The organism is Kandleria sp. (assembly GCF_017934775.1).
In the GTDB taxonomy this organism is placed as follows: domain Bacteria; phylum Bacillota_I; class Bacilli_A; order Erysipelotrichales; family Coprobacillaceae; genus Kandleria; species Kandleria vitulina.
The window spans coordinates 15,992-35,268 of record NZ_JAGBIX010000067.1; the positions used below are offsets into that span (position 1 = coordinate 15,992).

15 protein-coding genes and 1 other annotated feature are annotated in these 19,277 nt (G+C 35.6%); of the genes, 1 reads left to right on the forward strand and 14 read right to left on the reverse strand.

Annotation, left to right across the window (positions count from 1 at the left end):
• Positions 1 to 3: 3 nt before the first annotated feature.
• From J6L95_RS07355 to J6L95_RS07365, 3 genes are all read right to left on the reverse strand, one after another.
• On the reverse strand, positions 4 to 1,875 hold the full coding sequence (locus J6L95_RS07355) for a heavy metal translocating P-type ATPase (RefSeq protein WP_502711013.1): 1,872 nt from the start codon (positions 1,873 to 1,875) through the stop codon (positions 4 to 6).
• A gap of 2 nt (positions 1,876 to 1,877) precedes the next feature.
• A complete protein-coding gene (locus J6L95_RS07360; RefSeq protein ID WP_029070073.1) occupies positions 1,878 to 2,201 on the reverse strand; it encodes an ArsR/SmtB family transcription factor in 324 nt (107 codons plus the stop codon).
• 82 nt (positions 2,202 to 2,283) lie between these two features.
• Positions 2,284 to 3,498: an amidohydrolase family protein gene (locus J6L95_RS07365; protein ID WP_287458620.1), complete on the reverse strand. Its 1,215-nt coding sequence runs from the start codon at positions 3,496 to 3,498 to the stop codon at positions 2,284 to 2,286.
• 164 nt (positions 3,499 to 3,662) lie between these two features.
• On the opposite strand from J6L95_RS07365, the gene J6L95_RS07370 reads away from it, so the two are divergent.
• Complete coding sequence (locus J6L95_RS07370) at positions 3,663 to 4,631, forward strand: uroporphyrinogen decarboxylase/cobalamine-independent methonine synthase family protein (RefSeq protein WP_287458621.1); 969 nt, start codon at positions 3,663 to 3,665, stop codon at positions 4,629 to 4,631.
• An 8-nt stretch (positions 4,632 to 4,639) separates the two neighbouring features.
• On the opposite strand, the gene J6L95_RS07375 is transcribed toward J6L95_RS07370, so the two are convergent.
• The 11 genes from J6L95_RS07375 to J6L95_RS07430 form a co-directional block, all read right to left on the reverse strand.
• On the reverse strand, positions 4,640 to 6,031 hold the full coding sequence (locus tag J6L95_RS07375; RefSeq protein WP_287458622.1) for a PTS sugar transporter subunit IIB: 1,392 nt from the start codon (positions 6,029 to 6,031) through the stop codon (positions 4,640 to 4,642).
• Positions 6,032 to 6,113: 82 nt separating this feature from the next.
• A complete protein-coding gene (locus J6L95_RS07380; protein WP_287458623.1) occupies positions 6,114 to 7,925 on the reverse strand; it encodes an ABC transporter ATP-binding protein in 1,812 nt (603 codons plus the stop codon).
• Positions 7,918 to 10,203, reverse strand: coding sequence for an ABC transporter ATP-binding protein (locus tag J6L95_RS07385; RefSeq protein WP_287458624.1), 2,286 nt, complete (start codon positions 10,201 to 10,203; stop codon positions 7,918 to 7,920). Before J6L95_RS07385 ends, J6L95_RS07380 begins: the two co-directional genes overlap by 8 nt.
• Positions 10,204 to 10,650 (reverse strand): MarR family winged helix-turn-helix transcriptional regulator, encoded by a 447-nt coding sequence (locus J6L95_RS07390; RefSeq protein WP_287458625.1) that lies wholly within the window; start codon positions 10,648 to 10,650, stop codon positions 10,204 to 10,206.
• A gap of 82 nt (positions 10,651 to 10,732) precedes the next feature.
• Positions 10,733 to 11,857, reverse strand: coding sequence for a glutamate 5-kinase (gene proB / locus J6L95_RS07395; RefSeq protein WP_287458626.1), 1,125 nt, complete (start codon positions 11,855 to 11,857; stop codon positions 10,733 to 10,735).
• A 55-nt stretch (positions 11,858 to 11,912) separates the two neighbouring features.
• Complete coding sequence (locus J6L95_RS07400) at positions 11,913 to 12,839, reverse strand: alpha/beta fold hydrolase (protein WP_287458627.1); 927 nt, start codon at positions 12,837 to 12,839, stop codon at positions 11,913 to 11,915.
• A gap of 85 nt (positions 12,840 to 12,924) precedes the next feature.
• On the reverse strand, positions 12,925 to 14,685 hold the full coding sequence (gene thrS / locus J6L95_RS07405; RefSeq protein WP_029070082.1) for a threonine--tRNA ligase: 1,761 nt from the start codon (positions 14,683 to 14,685) through the stop codon (positions 12,925 to 12,927).
• Between the two features lie 38 nt (positions 14,686 to 14,723).
• Positions 14,724 to 14,920: a binding site (T-box leader), on the reverse strand.
• A gap of 52 nt (positions 14,921 to 14,972) precedes the next feature.
• Complete coding sequence (locus J6L95_RS07415) at positions 14,973 to 15,515, reverse strand: putative ABC transporter permease (protein WP_051550647.1); 543 nt, start codon at positions 15,513 to 15,515, stop codon at positions 14,973 to 14,975.
• Positions 15,516 to 15,642: 127 nt separating this feature from the next.
• Positions 15,643 to 17,070, reverse strand: a complete 1,428-nt coding sequence (gene pyk / locus J6L95_RS07420) for a pyruvate kinase (RefSeq protein WP_287458629.1) — start codon at positions 17,068 to 17,070, stop codon at positions 15,643 to 15,645.
• Between the two features lie 150 nt (positions 17,071 to 17,220).
• Entirely contained in the window at positions 17,221 to 18,180 is a 960-nt protein-coding gene (pfkA, locus tag J6L95_RS07425) for a 6-phosphofructokinase (RefSeq protein WP_029070084.1), read from the reverse strand.
• A 178-nt stretch (positions 18,181 to 18,358) separates the two neighbouring features.
• Positions 18,359 to 19,276, reverse strand: coding sequence for an ATP-binding protein (locus J6L95_RS07430; protein WP_287458630.1), 918 nt, complete (start codon positions 19,274 to 19,276; stop codon positions 18,359 to 18,361).
• Position 19,277 lies beyond the last annotated feature (1 nt).

Sequence of the window (19,277 nt, forward strand, 5' to 3'; positions counted from 1 at the left end):
TATTTAGGACTTCTTTAAAATTCTTAATGAATTAATAATACACAAGAATGCGACTCCTACATCCGCAAATACTGCCATCCACATATTCGCAATACCAAGAGCTCCTAGAATCAGTGTTCCAATCTTGATAAATAGTGAGAAAGCAATGTTTTCTTTAGAAATAGAAAGTGTCTTTTTGGCAATATGAATAACTTTAGAAAGACGACTTAAATCATCGTCCATGATAACAACATCAGCTGCTTCAATAGCCGCATCGCTTCCCAGCGACCCCATCGCAATACCAATATCAGCACGAGAAAGAACTGGTGCATCATTGATGCCATCGCCAATAAATGCGAGTGCATTATGTGATCCTGAAAGTATTTCTTCTACTTTCTCCACCTTTTCTCCTGGAAGAAGTTCAGCGTAGTATTTTGAAATATGAAGTTCATCCGCCACATGTTTCGCTACTTCTTCTTTATCACCAGTAAGCATCATGAATGTCTTAATACCATTTTTATAAAGTGATTGAATAGCCCCTCTTGCTTCTGGCTTAATAGCATCTGAAATCTTGATAATGCCTAATAATTCTGTATTCTTTGCAACATAGATGAGAGTTTCATAAGAATCAATTCTTTCTGCTTCAATATGATGATTATCCATTAATGTCTTATTGCCGACATAAAGAAGATCATCACCTAATCGAGCAATAATCCCCTGTCCTGCTTCATTTCGTGAATCACTGACAAGAGAATGATCAATATCTTCTCCTAGTGCATCAAGGATACTTAACGCAATAGGATGCGTTGAATAGCCTTCTGCCAAGGCTGCAAGATGAAGAATTTCATCTTTTTTCCCATTAACTTCAATAACTTCATTCACCTTGAACTTACCTTGTGTTAAAGTTCCTGTCTTATCTGATACAATCACATCAACTTTAGATAACTGTTCAAGATAGTTGGATCCCTTAACAAGAACCCCTTCACTACTAGCAGCACCAATACCACCAAAGAAAGCAAGAGGCACGGAAATGACAAGGGCACATGGACAAGAGATAACTAAGAATGTACAGGCACGATAGATCCATGTTGAGAAATGTCCTACAAACAAAGGAGGAACTAAAGCAAGAATAAGTGCACTGATCACTACTACAGGTGTATAGACTCTTGCAAAACGAGTAATGAAGTTTTCTGTTTTTGATTTTTTAGAAGACGCATTTTCTACAAGTTCAAGTATCTTTGATACAGTAGAATCTTCATACATCTTGCTTGCAGAAATACGTAAAGCTGTTTCACCATTAATACATCCTGAAATAACCTCATCCCCCTCTTTAACAAAACGAGGAACAGATTCACCTGTTAAAGCTGATGTATTGATCATGCTTGTTCCTGAAAGAACAACGCCATCTACAGGAATACGTTCACCTGGCTTAATTAGCAAGGTATTTCCTACTTCTACATCATATGGATCTACAACTTCCACTTCACCATCTTCTTTTACCAGATTGGCATATTCAGGGGCAATATCCATTAAGTCACTAATTGACTTTCTAGAACGTCCCACCGCATAGCTCTGGAACCATTCCCCAACCTGATAAAAGAGCATAACTGCGACAGCTTCCGCATTCTCACCAGTCACAAAGGCGCCTACTGTCGCAAGGGCCATCAAAAATGATTCATCAAAAAGCTGTCGATGCTTAATTCCTAGCACGGCTTTTCTTACTACGCTATAGCCAACAATCATGTATGGAATCAAATAGAGTACAAACATAATCAATCTATTTGAAGACATTGCTGGAACAATATTGGAATGTTCAAATATTATTAAGATAACATAGAACACAAAAGCAATAATAATCTTCTGTAATGCTTTTTTTAGCTTACTTGACATTTCCATAATTAATCCTCCTCAATATGTTCTTTTCCTGTCGCAATGATTGTTTTTACATGATCATCTGCCAAAGAATAAATCATTGCTTTTCCTTCACGTCTAGACTTAATCAGCTTAGATGTCTTTAATAACTTAAGCTGATGAGAAATAGCAGACTGATTCATACCTAAATCTTTTGTTATTTCTCCAACGTTCTTTTCCCCTTCAAGAAGATCATATAAGATCTTGATTCTTGTAGAATCAGAAAACATTTTAAATAAATCAGCTAAATCACTAAGTTCATCTTCACTCATCTCATTAACTGCTAAATCATAATTTTCATATTTACTCATCGTGTATACCTCACTTGAATGTTTATTCATATGAATATTTTATCATATATTAATATGAATGCAAGAAAAACAACCTCTAATTTTAGAGGTTGTGTGCATTTAATGTATCCATCATCTGATCAAGTGCTTCTTCAAGCTCTTTTTTCTTTTCAATCTTAGGGTGTCTTAAAAGATGACCGCTCTTCATCACAAATGAAAGTGAAGATAAAGCTGAAAGATCTTCCAATGGATTTTCTTCCATTACGATAAGATCCGCATATTTTCCTGCTTCAATACTGCCGATCACATATTCTAGACCTAATTGTTTCGCATTGTTTAAAGTTGCCATGTACAATACATCCTGATTTGTCAAATCAAAGAAATGCTTGTGATAGGCAAGTTCTCTCCACATATTATAGTGTGTAACGCCTTCAAGCGAAGAGCCTGTTCCTATTCCTACTTCAATACGGTGTGCATTGCATGTTTCAATACAAGAGACCATCTGTTTAATGAGCTCATAGCCTTCATCCTTGAGGTCTTCTTGCATGTATTTACCAATCAATGGTGAAAAGATAGCCACTTCAAAAGTAGGATTCATCTGGAATCTATTGATATGGCTCTTGCTCATTGCTCCACCATATTCAATAGAGTCGGCACCATTGTTAAGGGCCATAGCTAAGGCATATGAACTATGGACCTGTACGGCAACGCTCATATGGTGATTATGGGCTTCTACGATTGTTGAGCGGATCAGTTCTTCATTATCGAGATCATCAATAAGAAGTGTTAAAAAATCTATTTTTTTATGACGATAGCTTCTTAGCTTTTTCATCATATCACTGTAGTTTTGTACAACATCAATTCTTTCATCAATAAGTGGATGAAAAGCTAACATCTTAGCACAAAGCATACGGGGACCTAACATCATCTGTGATTGAATCTTATCTCTTACTAGTACTTCACATGATTCACTATTTCCCATGACACGCATTGTGGTTACACCGCTTTCTAGATGCATACGCGCATAGTTCTCTGTTCTTTTTAAACGATAAGAATCAGATGGGAAAACCTTTTTTGCAAAAGAGAAAGCTTTGCCTTTCTTTAAAGTCCCACTATCATAAAGATGTGCATGTAAATCAATCAATCCTGGCATAACGTAGGCATGATGTAAATCAATAACAAGATAACCTTTTGTATCATAAGTATCCGGAACAATGGCTTCAATGCGCTCATCATTAGTAAGAATGATCATATTGCGCTGAGGCCGCATATCTCTTGTTCCATCAAGAATAGTTGCATTTATTAGTGCATATTTCATAATTATTTTCCTTTCTTATTCATTCACAAGAACATTACTATTATATCATAACTTCGTTTGTTATAGTTAATATCTATAAGATATCTCCAGAAATTCATATAATAACCATATTGAAATAATATTTACAACTATTATAATAATCAATAAAAAAAGGAGGGATCTAAGTGAAACACTATGATATCATAGGTAACTTTCTACTGCCTGAAAGCGTAAAGAAAGCTAACCTTTCCTATAAGAAAGGCATTATTTCCTATAATAAGCTAAAAGAAACACAGGACAATGCAATCAGAAACCTGATTATCAAACAGAAAGAATATGAGTTCCCTTTTATTTATGATGGACATTATCGAAGAGAAAACGTAACACTTGATTTTATTATTCCCTTTCTCCATGTCAACTATAATGAAGAAGGACTTTTTCTTAAAGGACCATTAACCTTTAAATCACATCCTCTTCTTGAAGAATTCAGATTCATTCACTCATTTGAAGATGAGAACAGTCATGCTAGAATCAGTATTCCTTCTCCTTCTACTTTTATTCATATCTTTAACAATAAAGAAAACATACTAAAATATTATGACTCCCTTGATGATTTCAATAATGATGTCATTTCTATTTATCGTTCATTTATTAAAGAAATATATCATGCGGGATGCCGTTATCTTCTTCTAGAAGAAGAAGCATTGGACTATTTAGAAGAAACTGTTCATATCAACAATGAGGTTATTGATAATCAGCCTCAAGATTTGATTTTTTCTACTCATATCCAAAAGAATCAGCTTGATTATGATAGCTACAATAAAATAGCTGCTTACCTGTTTACTCATGAACATGTTCACTCCTATTATATAGAATGTGATCATAAATCATCCTACCCGTTAACGTTCTTAAGTCATTTACCTAGCGATAAAGATGTAATCTTAAGACTGCTGGTAGCCAATACACCATTTATGGAAAATGAAGAAGAAATCATCGATCGTGTAATTGAAGCTTCACTGTATGTGCCATTGTCACATCTCTCTATTTCTACAAGGGGAGAATTTGATACATCAAGCCTGACTCTTTCTGAGTTTCAGCAATGGGAAAAGATACAGAAACTAAAAGATATCAGTGAGAAAATATGGCATACATAAAAACAGAGCTAAGCGCTCTGTTTTTCTTGTGCAATACATTTCAGCATTTCTCCAAAGAGAAGATATTCTTCAATATTATCGAGTTTCTTTATTTTTGGAATATAGTGTCTTGGTACATAATCTTCAAGTTTTTTCACTACATCTTCTACATTCACAACATTTGAACAATAGAAAGCTAATACCTCTGGAGAGAAAGTCAGAATAGAAAGAAGGAAATGCTTTGTGACAATATCCAAACATCCTTCTTCACTTAGAATCTGTTCACGAGGATCTTTCTCATAGATAAATGGCAGCTGATGAAGATCTCCTGCTACATCCATATGACCATTCATGATCTTTCCATCATTGATATTTCCCATACCTGCTACATAGGAAGATTTAGGCAGATACAAAAATGACAATGATTTATAGTCCTGCAGTTCATATAAAGTCATTGCGATCGCTTCGCTAGCTTTATCTAAATGAATATTCATATACGGATATTTTTCTTTAAAATGAGCAATAATATCAACATTAAACAATTGATCTTTTTCTAAAGTCAAATGTCCTTGATCTATTATTCCCGGTGTGGCAATGCCCACCTTTTTTAAGTGTGGATAGGAAACAAGCATAAGGTCGATAAGATCATCTAGATCATCAATACAGAGTTTCTGTTTAATAATTTGTCCATGTTCCAATACACTTGAATGTTTGTAGACACGATAGAGGATCCTTGTACTTCTTGTCGTCTTAAAAATACCGATGGATAAAATATCCTCATCATAATCTACAGACAATTGTAATGCTTTAGGGAAATCTACTACTTCCTGAGCAAGCAGTGAATCACCAACAAGCTTCAGTGCGCCTCTGACATCGTATTTTGCAAATACCTGAGAAGGAACAGTGACCACGGGAATTTGATGGAAGATGGACTGTACTTTAGGCTGCTGATATCCAATCTGGGGTGCAAGAAGAATAATATCGCAGTTTCTTCCTACGGCTGTCAATTCATTATAAGGGACAGCTTCAAAATGATAATCCATACACAATGTAGTCGCTGCCTGATTTAATTCCTGTGCAAAAAAGCCCGTTGTCAGTCCACTTGTACAAGATAAAAGAACCTGAACTATTTTTGTATTTTCAGCTGTAGCCATAGCATCAATAAGCTCATTAAACAAAGAAGAGGCATGTCCTAAGGTCTGCATCTGAAAATGAAGATAAAAATCAATATGATCATTTTTCTTATTGGTTACAGACAACTCAATGACATTCCCCTGAAAAACTACTTTACCGATGGCTCCTACACCATCAAGAACAATTGTCTTTTCATCAACTTCTTTTATATTATACTGTTCACTCTTTTGACCTAGTATCCAAGATCTATAGACTTTAACATAGATTTCTCTTAAAAAATCGTCCATAAAACGTTTCACCTCATCCTTATTTTACCACTTTTTAATAGTTTTGGTAGCCTTTTCAAAAAAGCAGTGACATTAGTCACTGCTAGGCATTTTCAAACTGTGATTCGTATAATTCACTATAGAATCCTCTTTGTTTTAATAGTGTATCATGATTACCAATTTCTACGATATCGCCATCTTTCATGACAATGATCGTATTGGCATCTCTAATTGTAGAAAGACGATGTGCAATAATAAACGATGTTCTTCCTTCCATCAGTTTATCCATACCATTTTGAATAAGTAATTCTGTTCTCGTATCAACGGATGAGGTTGCTTCATCAAGAATCAGAATCTTAGGATTTTTAATAAAAGCTCTAGCAATTGTCAGCAATTGTTTTTGTCCTGCTGAAATATTGCTTGATTCTTCATTGATTACAGTATCCATTCCTTCAGGCAATGTCTGAATAAAATGGTGAGCATAAGCATTCTGGCAGGCTTCTTCTATTTCATCGTCACTTGCATCCAAGGCTCCATACTTAAGATTGTCCTTGATTGTTCCATTAAAGAGCCATGTATCCTGAAGGACCATTCCAAATAGACTACGAAGATCGCTTCTTTTCATTTTGGTAATATCTACTCCATCTATTAAGATAGAACCTTTATTGAGTTCATAGAATCTCATCAACAGTTTAATAATAGTAGACTTGCCTGCTCCTGTTGGACCAACGATAGCAACTTTCTGTCCTGCATGTACATGAAGATTGAAATCATTGATGATGATCTTATCTTCATTGTATCCAAATTGCACATGATCAAATGTAACTGCTCCATTCATCTTAGCTACATCTTCACTTGAAACTTCAGCTTCTTCAAGATCAAGCTCTTTCTCTTCAAGGAACTCAAAGACACGTTCACTCGCTGCACCAGCAGACTGTAGAAGATTAAGAACCTGAGCCAACTGAGAGATAGGCTGATTGAAGTTTCTTACATAAGTCACAAAGGCCTGAATATCACCGATGGTAATAATCTTTCCCGTAGCAAGATAACCACCTACAATACACACTGCCACATAGCCTAAGTTCCCTACAAATTGAGAGATCGGCATCATAAGTGAACCAAAGAACTGTGATTTCCACGCTGATTCATACAATGACGCATTGTACGTATTGAATTTATCAATAGCCTCTTCTTCTCCATTAAAAGCCTTTACGACAAGATGTCCACCATATACTTCTTCAATATGTCCATCTACATCCCCTAAAGCAGTTTGCTGCTGAGAAAAGTACTTCTGGGATTTTTTCATCAGTAAAGCTATTAATGTTAATGATAAAGGAAGTATCAACAAGGCAATAAGTGTCATCTGCCATGAGATAGAAAGCATCATAATAAGTATTCCTGCCACTGTAGTAAAAGAGGTAATCATCTGTGATAAAGACTGATTCAATGATTGCGCAATTGTATCAATATCATTGGTTACACGAGAAAGAATATCCCCACTAGCATGTTTATCAAAATAAGATAATGGAAGTCTATTCATCTTTTCAGAAAGATCTTTACGTAAAGAATACGCAACCTCCTGTGAAACACCTGAGACAATCCAACCTTGAATATAGCTAAAGAAAGCACTAATAAAATAAAGAACAATCAATATAATAGCAATATGAAGAATATACTTAAAATCAATTCCTCCTGTATTATTGACTTTAGCCATTACCCCTTGTGCTAGCTTATCTGTTGCTTTAGCAAGAACCTTTGGTCCTACAATAGAGAAAATTGTGGACCCTACCGCAAAGATAGTAACGATAATCAAACGTAAGGCATAAGGACGAACATATTTCAACAGTGAACCCATTGCCTTTTTTAAATCATTGGCTTTATCTGTAGGCCCTTGAATTTTTCCTGGTCTAGGCATGAGTCAGTTCCTCCTTTGTTAACTGTGATTGAGCGATTTCCTGATAAATTTGACAAGTTGAAAGCAGCTGTTCATGCGTACCTTTTCCAACAATGCGTCCTTCATCAAGAACGATGATCTGATCCGCATGCATGATTGAAGCAATACGTTGACCAACAATCAATACAGTCGTCTGCTTCTTATCACAAAGTGTCTTTAATTCTTTTCTTAATGCAGCATCTGTCTTGAAATCAAGAGCACTAAATGAATCATCAAAGATAAGAATATCCGGATCTTTAGCTAGTGCACGAGCGATGGATAAACGTTGTTTCTGTCCACCAGAAACATTCTGTCCACCCTGTGAAATAGGATGATCTAATCCATCTTCAAATTTGTTTACAAACTCATCTGCCTGAGCAATGCGAAGATATTCTTTTAGCTCATCATCAGTCGCTTCATTTGTACCAAATGTTAAATTGGAACGAATTGTTCCTGAGAATAACAATCCCTTCTGTGGTACCATTCCGATGCTTTCTCTTAACTCATACAATGATGTATCTCGAACATCCACCCCATTCACTTTTACCTGTCCACTTGTTACATCATAGAAACGAGGAATCAAATTAATTAATGTCGATTTACCTGACCCCGTTGATCCAATAAAAGCTGTCGTCTTGCCTGGATGTGCCACAAATGAAATATCATTTAACACGGGTGCATCAGCACCTGGGTATGAGAATGAGACATGATTGAATGAGATGACACCTTTTTCTTCTTTATTAAAGTCTTTCACTTCACTTGCCTCTTTAATCTGACAATCCGTATGCAATACTTCCGCAATACGTGAAGCTGAAATAGAAGCTCTTGGCACAATGATCGCAATAACTGCAATCATCAAGAAGCCCATAATGACCATAATGCTATACTGAAGGAAAGCCATCATATCACCAATGGCAATATTACCAAGGTCAATCTGTTTTGCACCAACGTAGATAATGACAACTGAGACAGCGTTCATTAAAAACATCATGATCGGCATCAATGATGACATCATTCTATTAACAAAAAGATTGATTTTCATTAAATCCTTATTTGATTCATCAAAACGACGTTCTGCTTCTTTCTCATTGCCAAAAGCACGGATCACAAGAACACCGCTGAGATTCTCTCTCATACGTAAGTTAAGACGATCAATCAGGGATTGAATGATCTTGAACTTAGGCATCGCAATCATAAATGTAACCAAGAGAATCACAAAGATAATCACAATGACAATCGCAATTACCCAAGTCATAGAAGCAGACCCTTCAATTGCTCTTAAAAGTGCCCCAATACCTAAAACTGGAGCATAACAGATCATACGCACAAACATCGTAATAACTGACTGTATCTGCGTAATATCATTTGTACTTCTTGTGATAAGTGAAGCTGTAGAAAACTGATTCATCTCTTCTTGAGAAAAGCTTTCTACCTTCTTAAATAAAGCCACACGCAAATCTCTTGCGATCTTGCTGGCAAGTAGTGACGCAAAAAGTGCTGAGACAATGGATGCCACCGCTCCAGCCAATGCCACCATCAGCATGCGCACCCCAGCATTTTTAATATAGCTGTTTTGTACTTGGTCCGTGTCCCCACCTAATTTCTTATATTCATTCTTAACCGCACTTCCTGCCGCAATATTGAGATTGGTTTCTCCCATATTCTCAATTTGTGTCTCAATAGCTGAATAGATTTCTTTTTGTTTTGAAGAAGGCATCTGCTTAACAAAGAATAAAGCATTTCCTTCTTTTAGTGCTTTCTTCATTAAAGAAGACTGTTCTTTTTCTCCATTAGCTGTAAGATAAGTGATCTGTTTTTCAGCCATTTCTTTAAATGACTTAAACTGTTCACTATTCATATTGGCATGTGTAAGCATATTTACAACAATAATACGCTTAGATAATGAATCGCTTAATTCATCCTGATCTACATCTTCTTTTAAAACATAGACATCCTCTTTAATATTCTTAAAACGATCCTTTACATCTTCACTAAGATCTTTCTTATTCGTTAAAGTATAAGATGTCTTAATAAGCTTCTGATCTTTTGACGAAGAGACATCAAGCAAAGCATCATAGCTTTCTTTGCTTAATACTTCCGCTACCCCATTCACAAAACCACCTGATTGAATCCCATTTGATACAATGTTGCTCATCGCATCAGGAAGCGCTAATTCTGTAGCGACCTGCCCAAAGATGAAGAGTATCGCTAGTACAAATAGGTACCAGTATTTCATCATGTATTTACGTAATTTCCACATCTACTCTTCCTCCTGTAGATTTTGAGTGATTATATCCGCAATACGAATAAAGTGTTCGTAATCTTCAACTGTTAATGAATTGATCATCTTTCTTGTTAATCCATCAATAGCTAAAGCGGCCTTTTCTAATTCCATTAATCCCTGTTCAGTGATCTCTAATGTATATTTACGATGATCACTGCTAGAAAGACTGCGCTTAATATATCCAGCTTCTTCAAGTCTTTTGATTCTGACTGAAAGTGTCGCATTGCTTATATGCATCTGTTTCGCAATTTCACTTTGTGTCAGTTTTCCTTCTTCTATCATATGCAATAAGAAACACTGTTCTTTTGTAACATGCACATTCTTTGTAGCTTCCTGGCATTGCTTATGAAACAGTTTCTTAATCAAGAACACCTTTCCCATCACACTTTTAAAATATTCATTTTCAAAAATGATATCTTCCATAGCGCCCTCCTTTTAGTTAACGTACTAACTATTATAGTTAGCCCACTAACAAAACACAAGAAAAAAGTAGAAATATTCATTTCTACTTTTCATATGTGATATACATATTGTTGGCATGAATGACTTCATCATAGTCTTTATAATGAAGTATATTCTCAATTTCAGATGTGTTGAAGCCTTTGATCAAGCGGATTTCATCGCTTGCATAATTGACAACACCTTTTCCGATTGTCTTTTTGTTTTCATCGATAATATTGACAACCTGTCCTAAAAGGAACTGTCCTTCTACATCAATGATTCCTGATGGCAAGAGGCTGACATGTTTTCTTACAAGAGCTTTCTTGCATCCTTCATCAACAATGATTGAACCTTTTGCATTAGAACGATAAACAAGCCAATGTTCTCTGGCATTAAGATTTTTTCCACCATTGCCATTGAACCATGTTCCTTCATCTTTTAAGGCATTAAGAATGCTGTTGGCTTTTTCACCATTGACAATGCACATATGACTACCATAATCATTGACCATACGTGCTGCTTTAAGTTTTGTGGCCATACCACCTGTTCCTAGATTAGAAGATGTATCACCAGCATAACGCATGACTTCCTTGGTAATCTTTGGCACATAGCTTATAAGTGTCGCATTTTTATCTATTTTTGGATTAGCTGTATATAAACCATCAATATCACTTACTAAAATAAGCAGTTCTGCTTCAATGACTGGGACAAGCAATGATGCAAGAGTATCATTGTCTCCAAATTTGATTTCTTCTACAGCCAAGGCATCATTTTCATTGATGATAGGTACTACATCATAATCAAGCAAGGCATTGATTGTATAGTTTAAATTATTTAATCTCTTACGGTCATCAAAGTCATCGTGATTAAGTAAAATCTGTGAACACTTCATATCAAAGATTTTGAAGAACTCTTCATAGATTTCCATAAGCTTAGCCTGTCCAATGGCAGCTAAAGCCTGCTTTTGTGGCAATGTGGTAGGCTTGCTTTCTAGTCCAAGCTTTCCCATACCTGCGGCGATTGCACCAGAAGAAACGAGTACTACTGTGTAGCCCTGTCTTTTTAATGTAGCAATCTGACTGATAATTTTTAAGATTTTTTCTTTATTGATTTTACCATTTGTATCACAAAGTGAAGTTGATCCTACTTTAATGATAATTCTATGGATATCCTTTATATTTCTTTTCATGTGATCTCCCTCATTGGCATTATTATAATGAATTTTTGCTCATAAGAAAAGCACATTATGAAATGTGCTTACATAACCATATATAAATATCTTCATCGCTTTCTTCATGTTCAAGATCATTAAAGATTTCATGTCTTCCATGTCGATAAAGTTTCATCTTGACATCCTTGAATCCCGCCTGTCGATATATCATATATAAAGCTGTAACTCCTTTACCATATTGTCCAACTGGATCATTGGCTCCGCTGATAAGCAATATTGGCAATGTTTTAGGAATCTGTTTAATTGTCTTTTTCTTTTGAATAAGCTGTATCAACGAGAAGAGATTGTAGTATCCATTTAATGTAAATGTATAAGATGTCATTGGATCATTCTCATACTTCATGACTTCCTCTTCATTATTGGATAGCCAATCATGCTTAGTAGCAGGATAAGCAATATGACTGTTGTAATTCTTAAAGCTTAAGGCTTCCACCTGCGCACTGCGATACTGCCATCCCTTAACTAATGCCATTGATTGACATAACCTCTTTCCAGTAGAAAGAAGCGCAGAAGGAGTCAGTCCAGTTCCCATTAATATACATCCTGCAAGACCTTCTTTATGACGAGCAATATAGAGTCGCATCAGAAATGATCCCATGGAATGTCCCATCATGAAATACGGTACATCGGGATATTTTTTCTTGATGGATGTTCTTAATTTATGGAGATCCTCAACCACATATTCATAGCCTTTGGTATTTGGAAAAGATCCCCATTCACTTTCATCAAGGACAGAAAGACCATGACCCAAATGATCATTGCCGACCACATAGATGCCACGCTGACACAAATATGTTGCTAAACGATCATAACGATCAATATGATCAATCATGCCATGAGCAATCTGAAGAACAGCCTTGACTTCACTTGGAATCCACTCTATTGCGTGAATAAAATGAAGATGATCACTTGATTGGAAATAAAATTCATTTTTTATCATATTTGCACCCTCTTTATCACTATTATATCTAAAATAATGATTTTCATAAAGAAGAAAAAATCCTAGATATCTCTAGGACTTTTCATTATCTTCTGATTGTCTTCTTTTCTACTTCAGTATTTAATAATGAAACAAATTCATCAAATGAAACTGTTGTCTGTTTCTGTTCACCATGTAAACGATAAGTTACAGTTCCTTCATCTCTTTCACTATTACCTAATACTAATTCATAAGGAATCTTATGAATCTGTGCTTCTCTGATTCTGTATCCAAGTTTTTCATCTCTGTTATCTAACTCAGTTCGGAATCCTGCTTTTCTTAATTTAGCAACAACTTCTTTGGCATATTCTTCATGATATTTATTATTAACAGGAAGAACAACAACCTGTTTAGGTGCTAGCCATAATGGGAAGTTACCTTTTGTTTCTTCAAGTAAGAAGGCTACGAAACGATCCAATGATCCAAGAATAGCTCTATGGATAACGACCGGTCTTACCTTATCTCCGTTTTCATCAACATATGTTAATTCGAAACGTTCTGGTAACTGATAATCCAACTGAATTGTAGATAAAGTTACATCATGACCGATTGCAGATTTAACCTGTACATCTAGCTTAGGACCATAGAATGCGGCTTCACCTTTTGCTTCATAGTATTTAACGCCCATTTCGTTAAGAACATCTCTTAACTGAGATTCAGATTTTTCCCATAATTCATCATTACCAAAATATTTTTCTGTATCGTCTGGATCTCTTAAGCTTAGTCTGAATTCATAATCTTCAAAACCAAAGTCTTTGTAGACATCCAAGATCAATTCTGCAACGCTCTTGAATTCCTGTGCAATCTGATCTGGACGACAGAAGATATGTGAATCGTTCTGTGTAAAGGCTCTTGCTCTTTCAAGACCAGTCAATGCGCCAGAAGCTTCGAAACGGAAATCATTAGCGATTTCAGCGATACGTACTGGAAGATCTCTATATGAATGTAATGACTGTTTGTACATTACCATATGATGTGGACAGTTCATTGGTCTTAAGACATAAGCTTCATCATCCATCTTCATTGCTGGGAACATATCATCTTTATAATGATCCCAATGTCCTGATGTCTTATAAAGCTTAACGTTACCAAGTGAAGGTGTCATTACATGTTCATAACCTAATGCTAATTCTTTATTCATGATGTAATCAGATAATAATCTTCTTACAGTAAATCCATTTGGCATCCACATAGGTAATCCTCTACCTACTAGATCATGAATCATGTAGATTCCTAATTCTCTACCTAATTTTCTGTGATCTCTTGCTTTTGCATCTTCAAGATACTGAAGATGTTCTTCAAGTTCTTCTTTAGTAGGGAAACATACACCATAGATTCTCTGAAGAACCTTGTTGTTCTTATCTCCTTTCCAATAAGCACCTGAATGCTTGATTAATTTGAAGTTACGGCACTGTTTTACGGTATCTACATGAGGACCACGACATAAGTCAGTGAAGTCTCCTTGTGAATATGTAGAGATGATTGTACCATCTTCAAAGTTGTTGATAAGATCTACTTTATATTCATCATCCTTGAATTCTTCAAGGGCTTCTTCCTTAGAGATTTCATGACGAACAATTCTCTTTCCATCTTTAGCAATCTTTTTCATTTCTTTTTCAATCTTAGGAAGATCTTCATCGGTGATAGTATCATCTCCTAGATCGATATCATAGTAGAATCCTTCTTCTACAACTGGCCCAACCCAGAATTTAGCATGAGGCCATAAATGTTTCACTGCCTGTGCTAAAACGTGAGCACATGAATGATTCAATGTGTTAAGTTCTTTTTCATTTAAGAAATCTCTCATTGTTTTCTCTCCTTCTTCTAATAAAAAGAGCCTTCATCCCAAAGGACGAAGACTCGTGGTACCACCTTTATTCGTTATCCTACGATAACCTCTAGACTCTTAACGCGAGAAACGGCAATCTCTTTCGAGCGCAGCTCATAGGGAGTACCCCTATAAAGACCATAAAGACTTTCACCAGCCGTCTTCTCTCTACAATAGCGTTTCATAAGGACATATCCTATATCTTTGCTTTTAACAAGCTTCATTGTACAATACTCTTTTATTTTGTCAATATGAAATTGAAGATGTTAAGCAAAAACAAGTAAAAACTTGATAATACAATCAATAAAGAAGAATACGACCAGACACTCTGAAATAGTCAAGAAAGCTGGATAGCATTCAAAGAATTTCTTTAGCTGAGGTTCTATGACATATAGAAGAAATAATCCCATAAGACCCCATAATATTGAAAATATAATATTAATACGGCTTCCCGTACTTAATGGCATAATGGAATAATCCCATAACAAGCGATGGGTAAATCTTTCAAAGAATACGGAAGTCACCCATTCAAGAATGGTTGCGCCAGCAAATAGACGGATAAATGAATCAGCAACATTCTTTCCTTCACAAAGATGAATGGCTAATGTGATCCCTAGCCCATAAATTGGGCACCAAGGACCATTTAAAAAACCAGGTATAACCAGATAGCCACTGTATAGTGAACGGAATATTGTTTCAATAACCCATCCGCCAATACTGCCGAATGTGAATAGGAATAAGTTATATTTTACATTTTTAATTGTTTTATCAATAAACAATTCTCTTAATGATTGAAGTACTGTATTCATTAAACCCCCTCTTCCCACTTTTATTTAATATACCATACAATACTTATAAAATATAGAGGTTTTTTCATAATAAAACTAAAAAGAAAAGGATACCCTTTCGAGTATCCTTTCAAGAAATCAGCGTCTATTATTTTACTGTGATTAATTCTAAGTAGTTAGTCTGTCCGACAACACCTGGAGTACCACCAGTTACTAATACTTTTTCACCAGCAGCGATTCCGTTTTCTTTTGCTACAACGTTAGCTAAGTTTACTAAACCTTCTTTAGATTTCATTTCATTTACTAATACAGGTTTAACGCCCCAAGAAATTGCTAATTTTCGAACTGTTTTTTCATAAGGAGTAGCGGCAATGATTGGGCATTCTGGTTTGTATCTTGACATACGATTTGCAGTTCCACCTGTTTCAGTGAATGCGATGATAGCTGATACGTTGAAGTTTGTAGCGATCTGAGCTACTGACATACAGATTGCTTCTGAAGTATTGTCATCAGAAGTTCTGATTGCACGTCTTAATAAATGACCATAATCTAACTGAGATTCAGCTTTTAAAGCGATCTTGTTCATAGTCATAACTGCTTCTTCAGGATATTTACCCTGTGCAGATTCACCAGATAACATGATTGCATCTGTACCATCATAGATTGCGTTAGCAACGTCAGATACTTCTGCTCTTGTTGGTCTTGGGTTTTCCTGCATAGATTCTAACATCTGAGTTGCAGTGATAACTGGTTTACCAGCAGCATTACACATTTTGATTAACTTCTTCTGGATACCTGGAACGTCTTCAGCTGGAACTTCAACACCTAAGTCTCCACGAGCAACCATGATACCATCAGATACTTCTACGATTTCAGCTAAGTTTTCAACTGCTTCTACAGATTCAATCTTAGAGAAAATCTTGATATCTGGTTTACCACATTCACATAATAATTTCTTGATATCTAATACATCCTGAGGTCTTCTTACGAAAGAAGCTGCGATGTAATCAACGTTCTGTTCACAACCGAACTTGATATCTGATTTATCTTTTTCTGATAAGAAATCGAATGCTAAGATAGCACCTGGTACGTTGATACCACGAGTGTTCTTAACTCTACCATCGTTAGCAGCAACTGTATAGATTTCGTTACCTTCTACATGGTCAACTAATAATGCAACCTGACCATCGTTTACTAAGATAAATCCACCAGGTTTAACATCTTTGTATAATTCTTTGTAAGAAACTGTGAAACGATCAGCAGTACCTACGATTTCTTCTGGAGTGATTACTGAAACCTGACCTTTTTTGAATTCAGTAAATCCACCTTCGAAAGCACCTGTTCTGATTTCAGGACCTTTTGTATCAAGCATGATTGCTACATTAGTTCCTAATTCTTTGTTTACGTTTCTTAACTTGTTCATCTTAGCTGTATGTTCATCATAATCGCCGTGTGAGAAGTTACAACGCATTACGTTCATACCTGCTTTGATTAATTTTTTAAGCATTTCTTCACTGTCTGAAGCTGGACCAATTGTACAAACAATTTTAGTCTTTTTCATTTTATCTCTTGCCATTTTTAATCTCCTCTTTTACTTCGTGAAAATTTACGTATTTCTCGAGACTTTTCATCTCTCGACATGTATCTTAACAAACAAGAACAAAAAAAACAAGAGGTAATAAAGATGTGAACGTTTTCAATTCAATCTTTTTACCTCCTGTTCATATTAACGTAATTTTAAAACGTCATCATACATTCCCTGAGGAACCTGTCTCTTATGTTCAAACAATGTTAAAATTGGTTCAGATTCAATTTCTTCACCATGCTGAACAACGCAAAGACCACCTTTTCCTTCTTCAAGAAGTTCAACGGCCTTAATACCCATACGTGAAGCTAAAACTCTATCACGTGCAGATGGTCTACCACCACGCTGCATATGTCCTAAGACGTTAGCACGAGTTTCGAATCCAGTAGCTTCTTCTACATGTTTAGCTAATTCATGAACATCAGTAATATGTTCAGTGATAACTACGATCGCATGTTTCTTATCTGAAGCTTTAGATAATCTTAACTGTTCAATAATTTTCTGTTCATCAAATCCAGTATGATTAGTTACGATAATTTCAGCACCTGCAGCTAAACCAGCGTTTACAGCTAAGTCACCACAAGTTCTACCCATTACTTCAAGAATAGTACATCTCTGATGAGATCCAGAAGTATCTCTTAATTTATCTAATGCATCAACGATAGTGTTTAATGCAGTATCAAATCCGATTGTGTAATCAGTATCTGGAATATCATTATCAATTGTTCCAGGAATACCGATACAGTTAACACCCATCTTTGTTAACTCTAAAGCACCATGGTAACTTCCATCTCCACCGATGACTACCAATGCTTCCAATCCGATTTTCTTCATCTGTTCGATAGCTTCTTCTCTGATCTTTGGATCTGCGAATTCAGGGAATCTTGCAGATTTAAGCATAGTACCACCAACATTGATGATATTACGAGTTGAATGTCTATTGAACTTATAGAACTGACCTTCATGAAGACCTTTGAAGCCTAACATGACACCATAAACATCGATACCTTTATTTAAACAAGTTCTTGCAACCGCTCTAACAGCAGCGTTCATTCCAGGAGCATCTCCGCCAGATGTTAAAACGCCAATACTCTTTACCATTTCTTTCTTCACCTCTCATTAGTTTTTTCTATGGACATTTTAGCACATTTCTTACTCACTAAACAATAATTAATATTGAATGTTTCATAATGATTTTAATGAACTTTATCAAAAAAAGAAAAGAAACGAAAAAATCAGTGTTTTTTCATTTCTCCTATTTCATCTTATAAAAAACATATTATTTCTTGTGAGATTCTAAAGAAAGCTGTGTACAAAGAGACTTGATCTTAAGGGCAATCTTTTGGGCACGAATCTTTTCTGTCTTATCATTTTTTCTTAATAAATAAACATCTTTTAATTCATCGATGGTATACATGCTTGTCACAAATGTTGGAAGATGATTAATATCACGATAAGAAAGAATAGTTAGCAGAACTTCATCACGTGACCATGAAGTCACATTCTCTTCTCCAAGTCCATCGAGAAGAAGATAGGGAATATTTAGAATATGACTCAAGAATGAATCATCGCTGTAGTTTCCAAAGTGTGTCTTCATATCCAGAAGGAATGTCGGAAAATGACAGATGCCAACATCCTTTCCTGTTCTTGCCAGTTTATTCATAAGTCCTGCCATCAGCACGGTCTTGCCAGTTCCACTTTCTCCATAAAGATAGAGTCCCTTTTCACTTGGGGCCATCACATAGGCAAGAATAGATTTCAATGCAGCTTTATTGTTATTGGATAACTCTGTTGCTCTTAATGCATATTGATTATTAGATAAATCAGTCAAGGCTAAAGAAGAGGAGACATTATTGTAAAGGAAATGAGAAAGAATATGGGATTCCTGTTCTTTCATCTTGCCGTATTTACAATATTTAAGGGGCATATCAAATACACCATTTTCATAAGTCAAAACACGGCAAAGTCCCTTTGAGACTTTAGGACATGACTCAAGAGAAGTACATGATTCACACTGATCACGGTCTTCCTTGTAGTCGATCAGTTCTGCCCAATAGTCACCAAGCTTCTCCATTGAAAGATGATACTTATTTGCAAAATCCTTGATCGTAGGATCTTTCAATAGCTCATAAAGCGATTCTTCTTTTCTTTTTTGAATATCAGACTGAAGTTTTAATGTCTTTGATACTTGAATCATA

Excerpts from the sequence above, each read along its gene's own strand:
- J6L95_RS07355 (WP_502711013.1), bottom strand. The coding sequence starts at position 1,875 with ATGGAAATGTCAAGTAAGCTAAAAAAAGCATTACAGAAGATTATTATT.
- J6L95_RS07360 (WP_029070073.1), bottom strand. The coding sequence starts at position 2,201 with ATGAGTAAATATGAAAATTATGATTTAGCAGTTAATGAGATGAGTGAA.
- J6L95_RS07365 (WP_287458620.1), bottom strand. The coding sequence starts at position 3,498 with ATGAAATATGCACTAATAAATGCAACTATTCTTGATGGAACAAGAGAT.
- J6L95_RS07375 (WP_287458622.1), bottom strand. The coding sequence starts at position 6,031 with ATGGACGATTTTTTAAGAGAAATCTATGTTAAAGTCTATAGATCTTGG.
- J6L95_RS07380 (WP_287458623.1), bottom strand. The coding sequence starts at position 7,925 with ATGCCTAGACCAGGAAAAATTCAAGGGCCTACAGATAAAGCCAATGAT.
- J6L95_RS07385 (WP_287458624.1), bottom strand. The coding sequence starts at position 10,203 with ATGTGGAAATTACGTAAATACATGATGAAATACTGGTACCTATTTGTA.
- J6L95_RS07390 (WP_287458625.1), bottom strand. The coding sequence starts at position 10,650 with ATGGAAGATATCATTTTTGAAAATGAATATTTTAAAAGTGTGATGGGA.
- proB (WP_287458626.1), bottom strand. The coding sequence starts at position 11,857 with ATGAAAAGAAATATAAAGGATATCCATAGAATTATCATTAAAGTAGGA.
- J6L95_RS07400 (WP_287458627.1), bottom strand. The coding sequence starts at position 12,839 with ATGATAAAAAATGAATTTTATTTCCAATCAAGTGATCATCTTCATTTT.
- thrS (WP_029070082.1), bottom strand. The coding sequence starts at position 14,685 with ATGAGAGATTTCTTAAATGAAAAAGAACTTAACACATTGAATCATTCA.
- J6L95_RS07415 (WP_051550647.1), bottom strand. The coding sequence starts at position 15,515 with ATGAATACAGTACTTCAATCATTAAGAGAATTGTTTATTGATAAAACA.
- pyk (WP_287458629.1), bottom strand. The coding sequence starts at position 17,070 with ATGGCAAGAGATAAAATGAAAAAGACTAAAATTGTTTGTACAATTGGT.
- pfkA (WP_029070084.1), bottom strand. The coding sequence starts at position 18,180 with ATGGTAAAGAGTATTGGCGTTTTAACATCTGGCGGAGATGCTCCTGGA.
- J6L95_RS07430 (WP_287458630.1), bottom strand. The coding sequence starts at position 19,276 with ATGATTCAAGTATCAAAGACATTAAAACTTCAGTCTGATATTCAAAAA.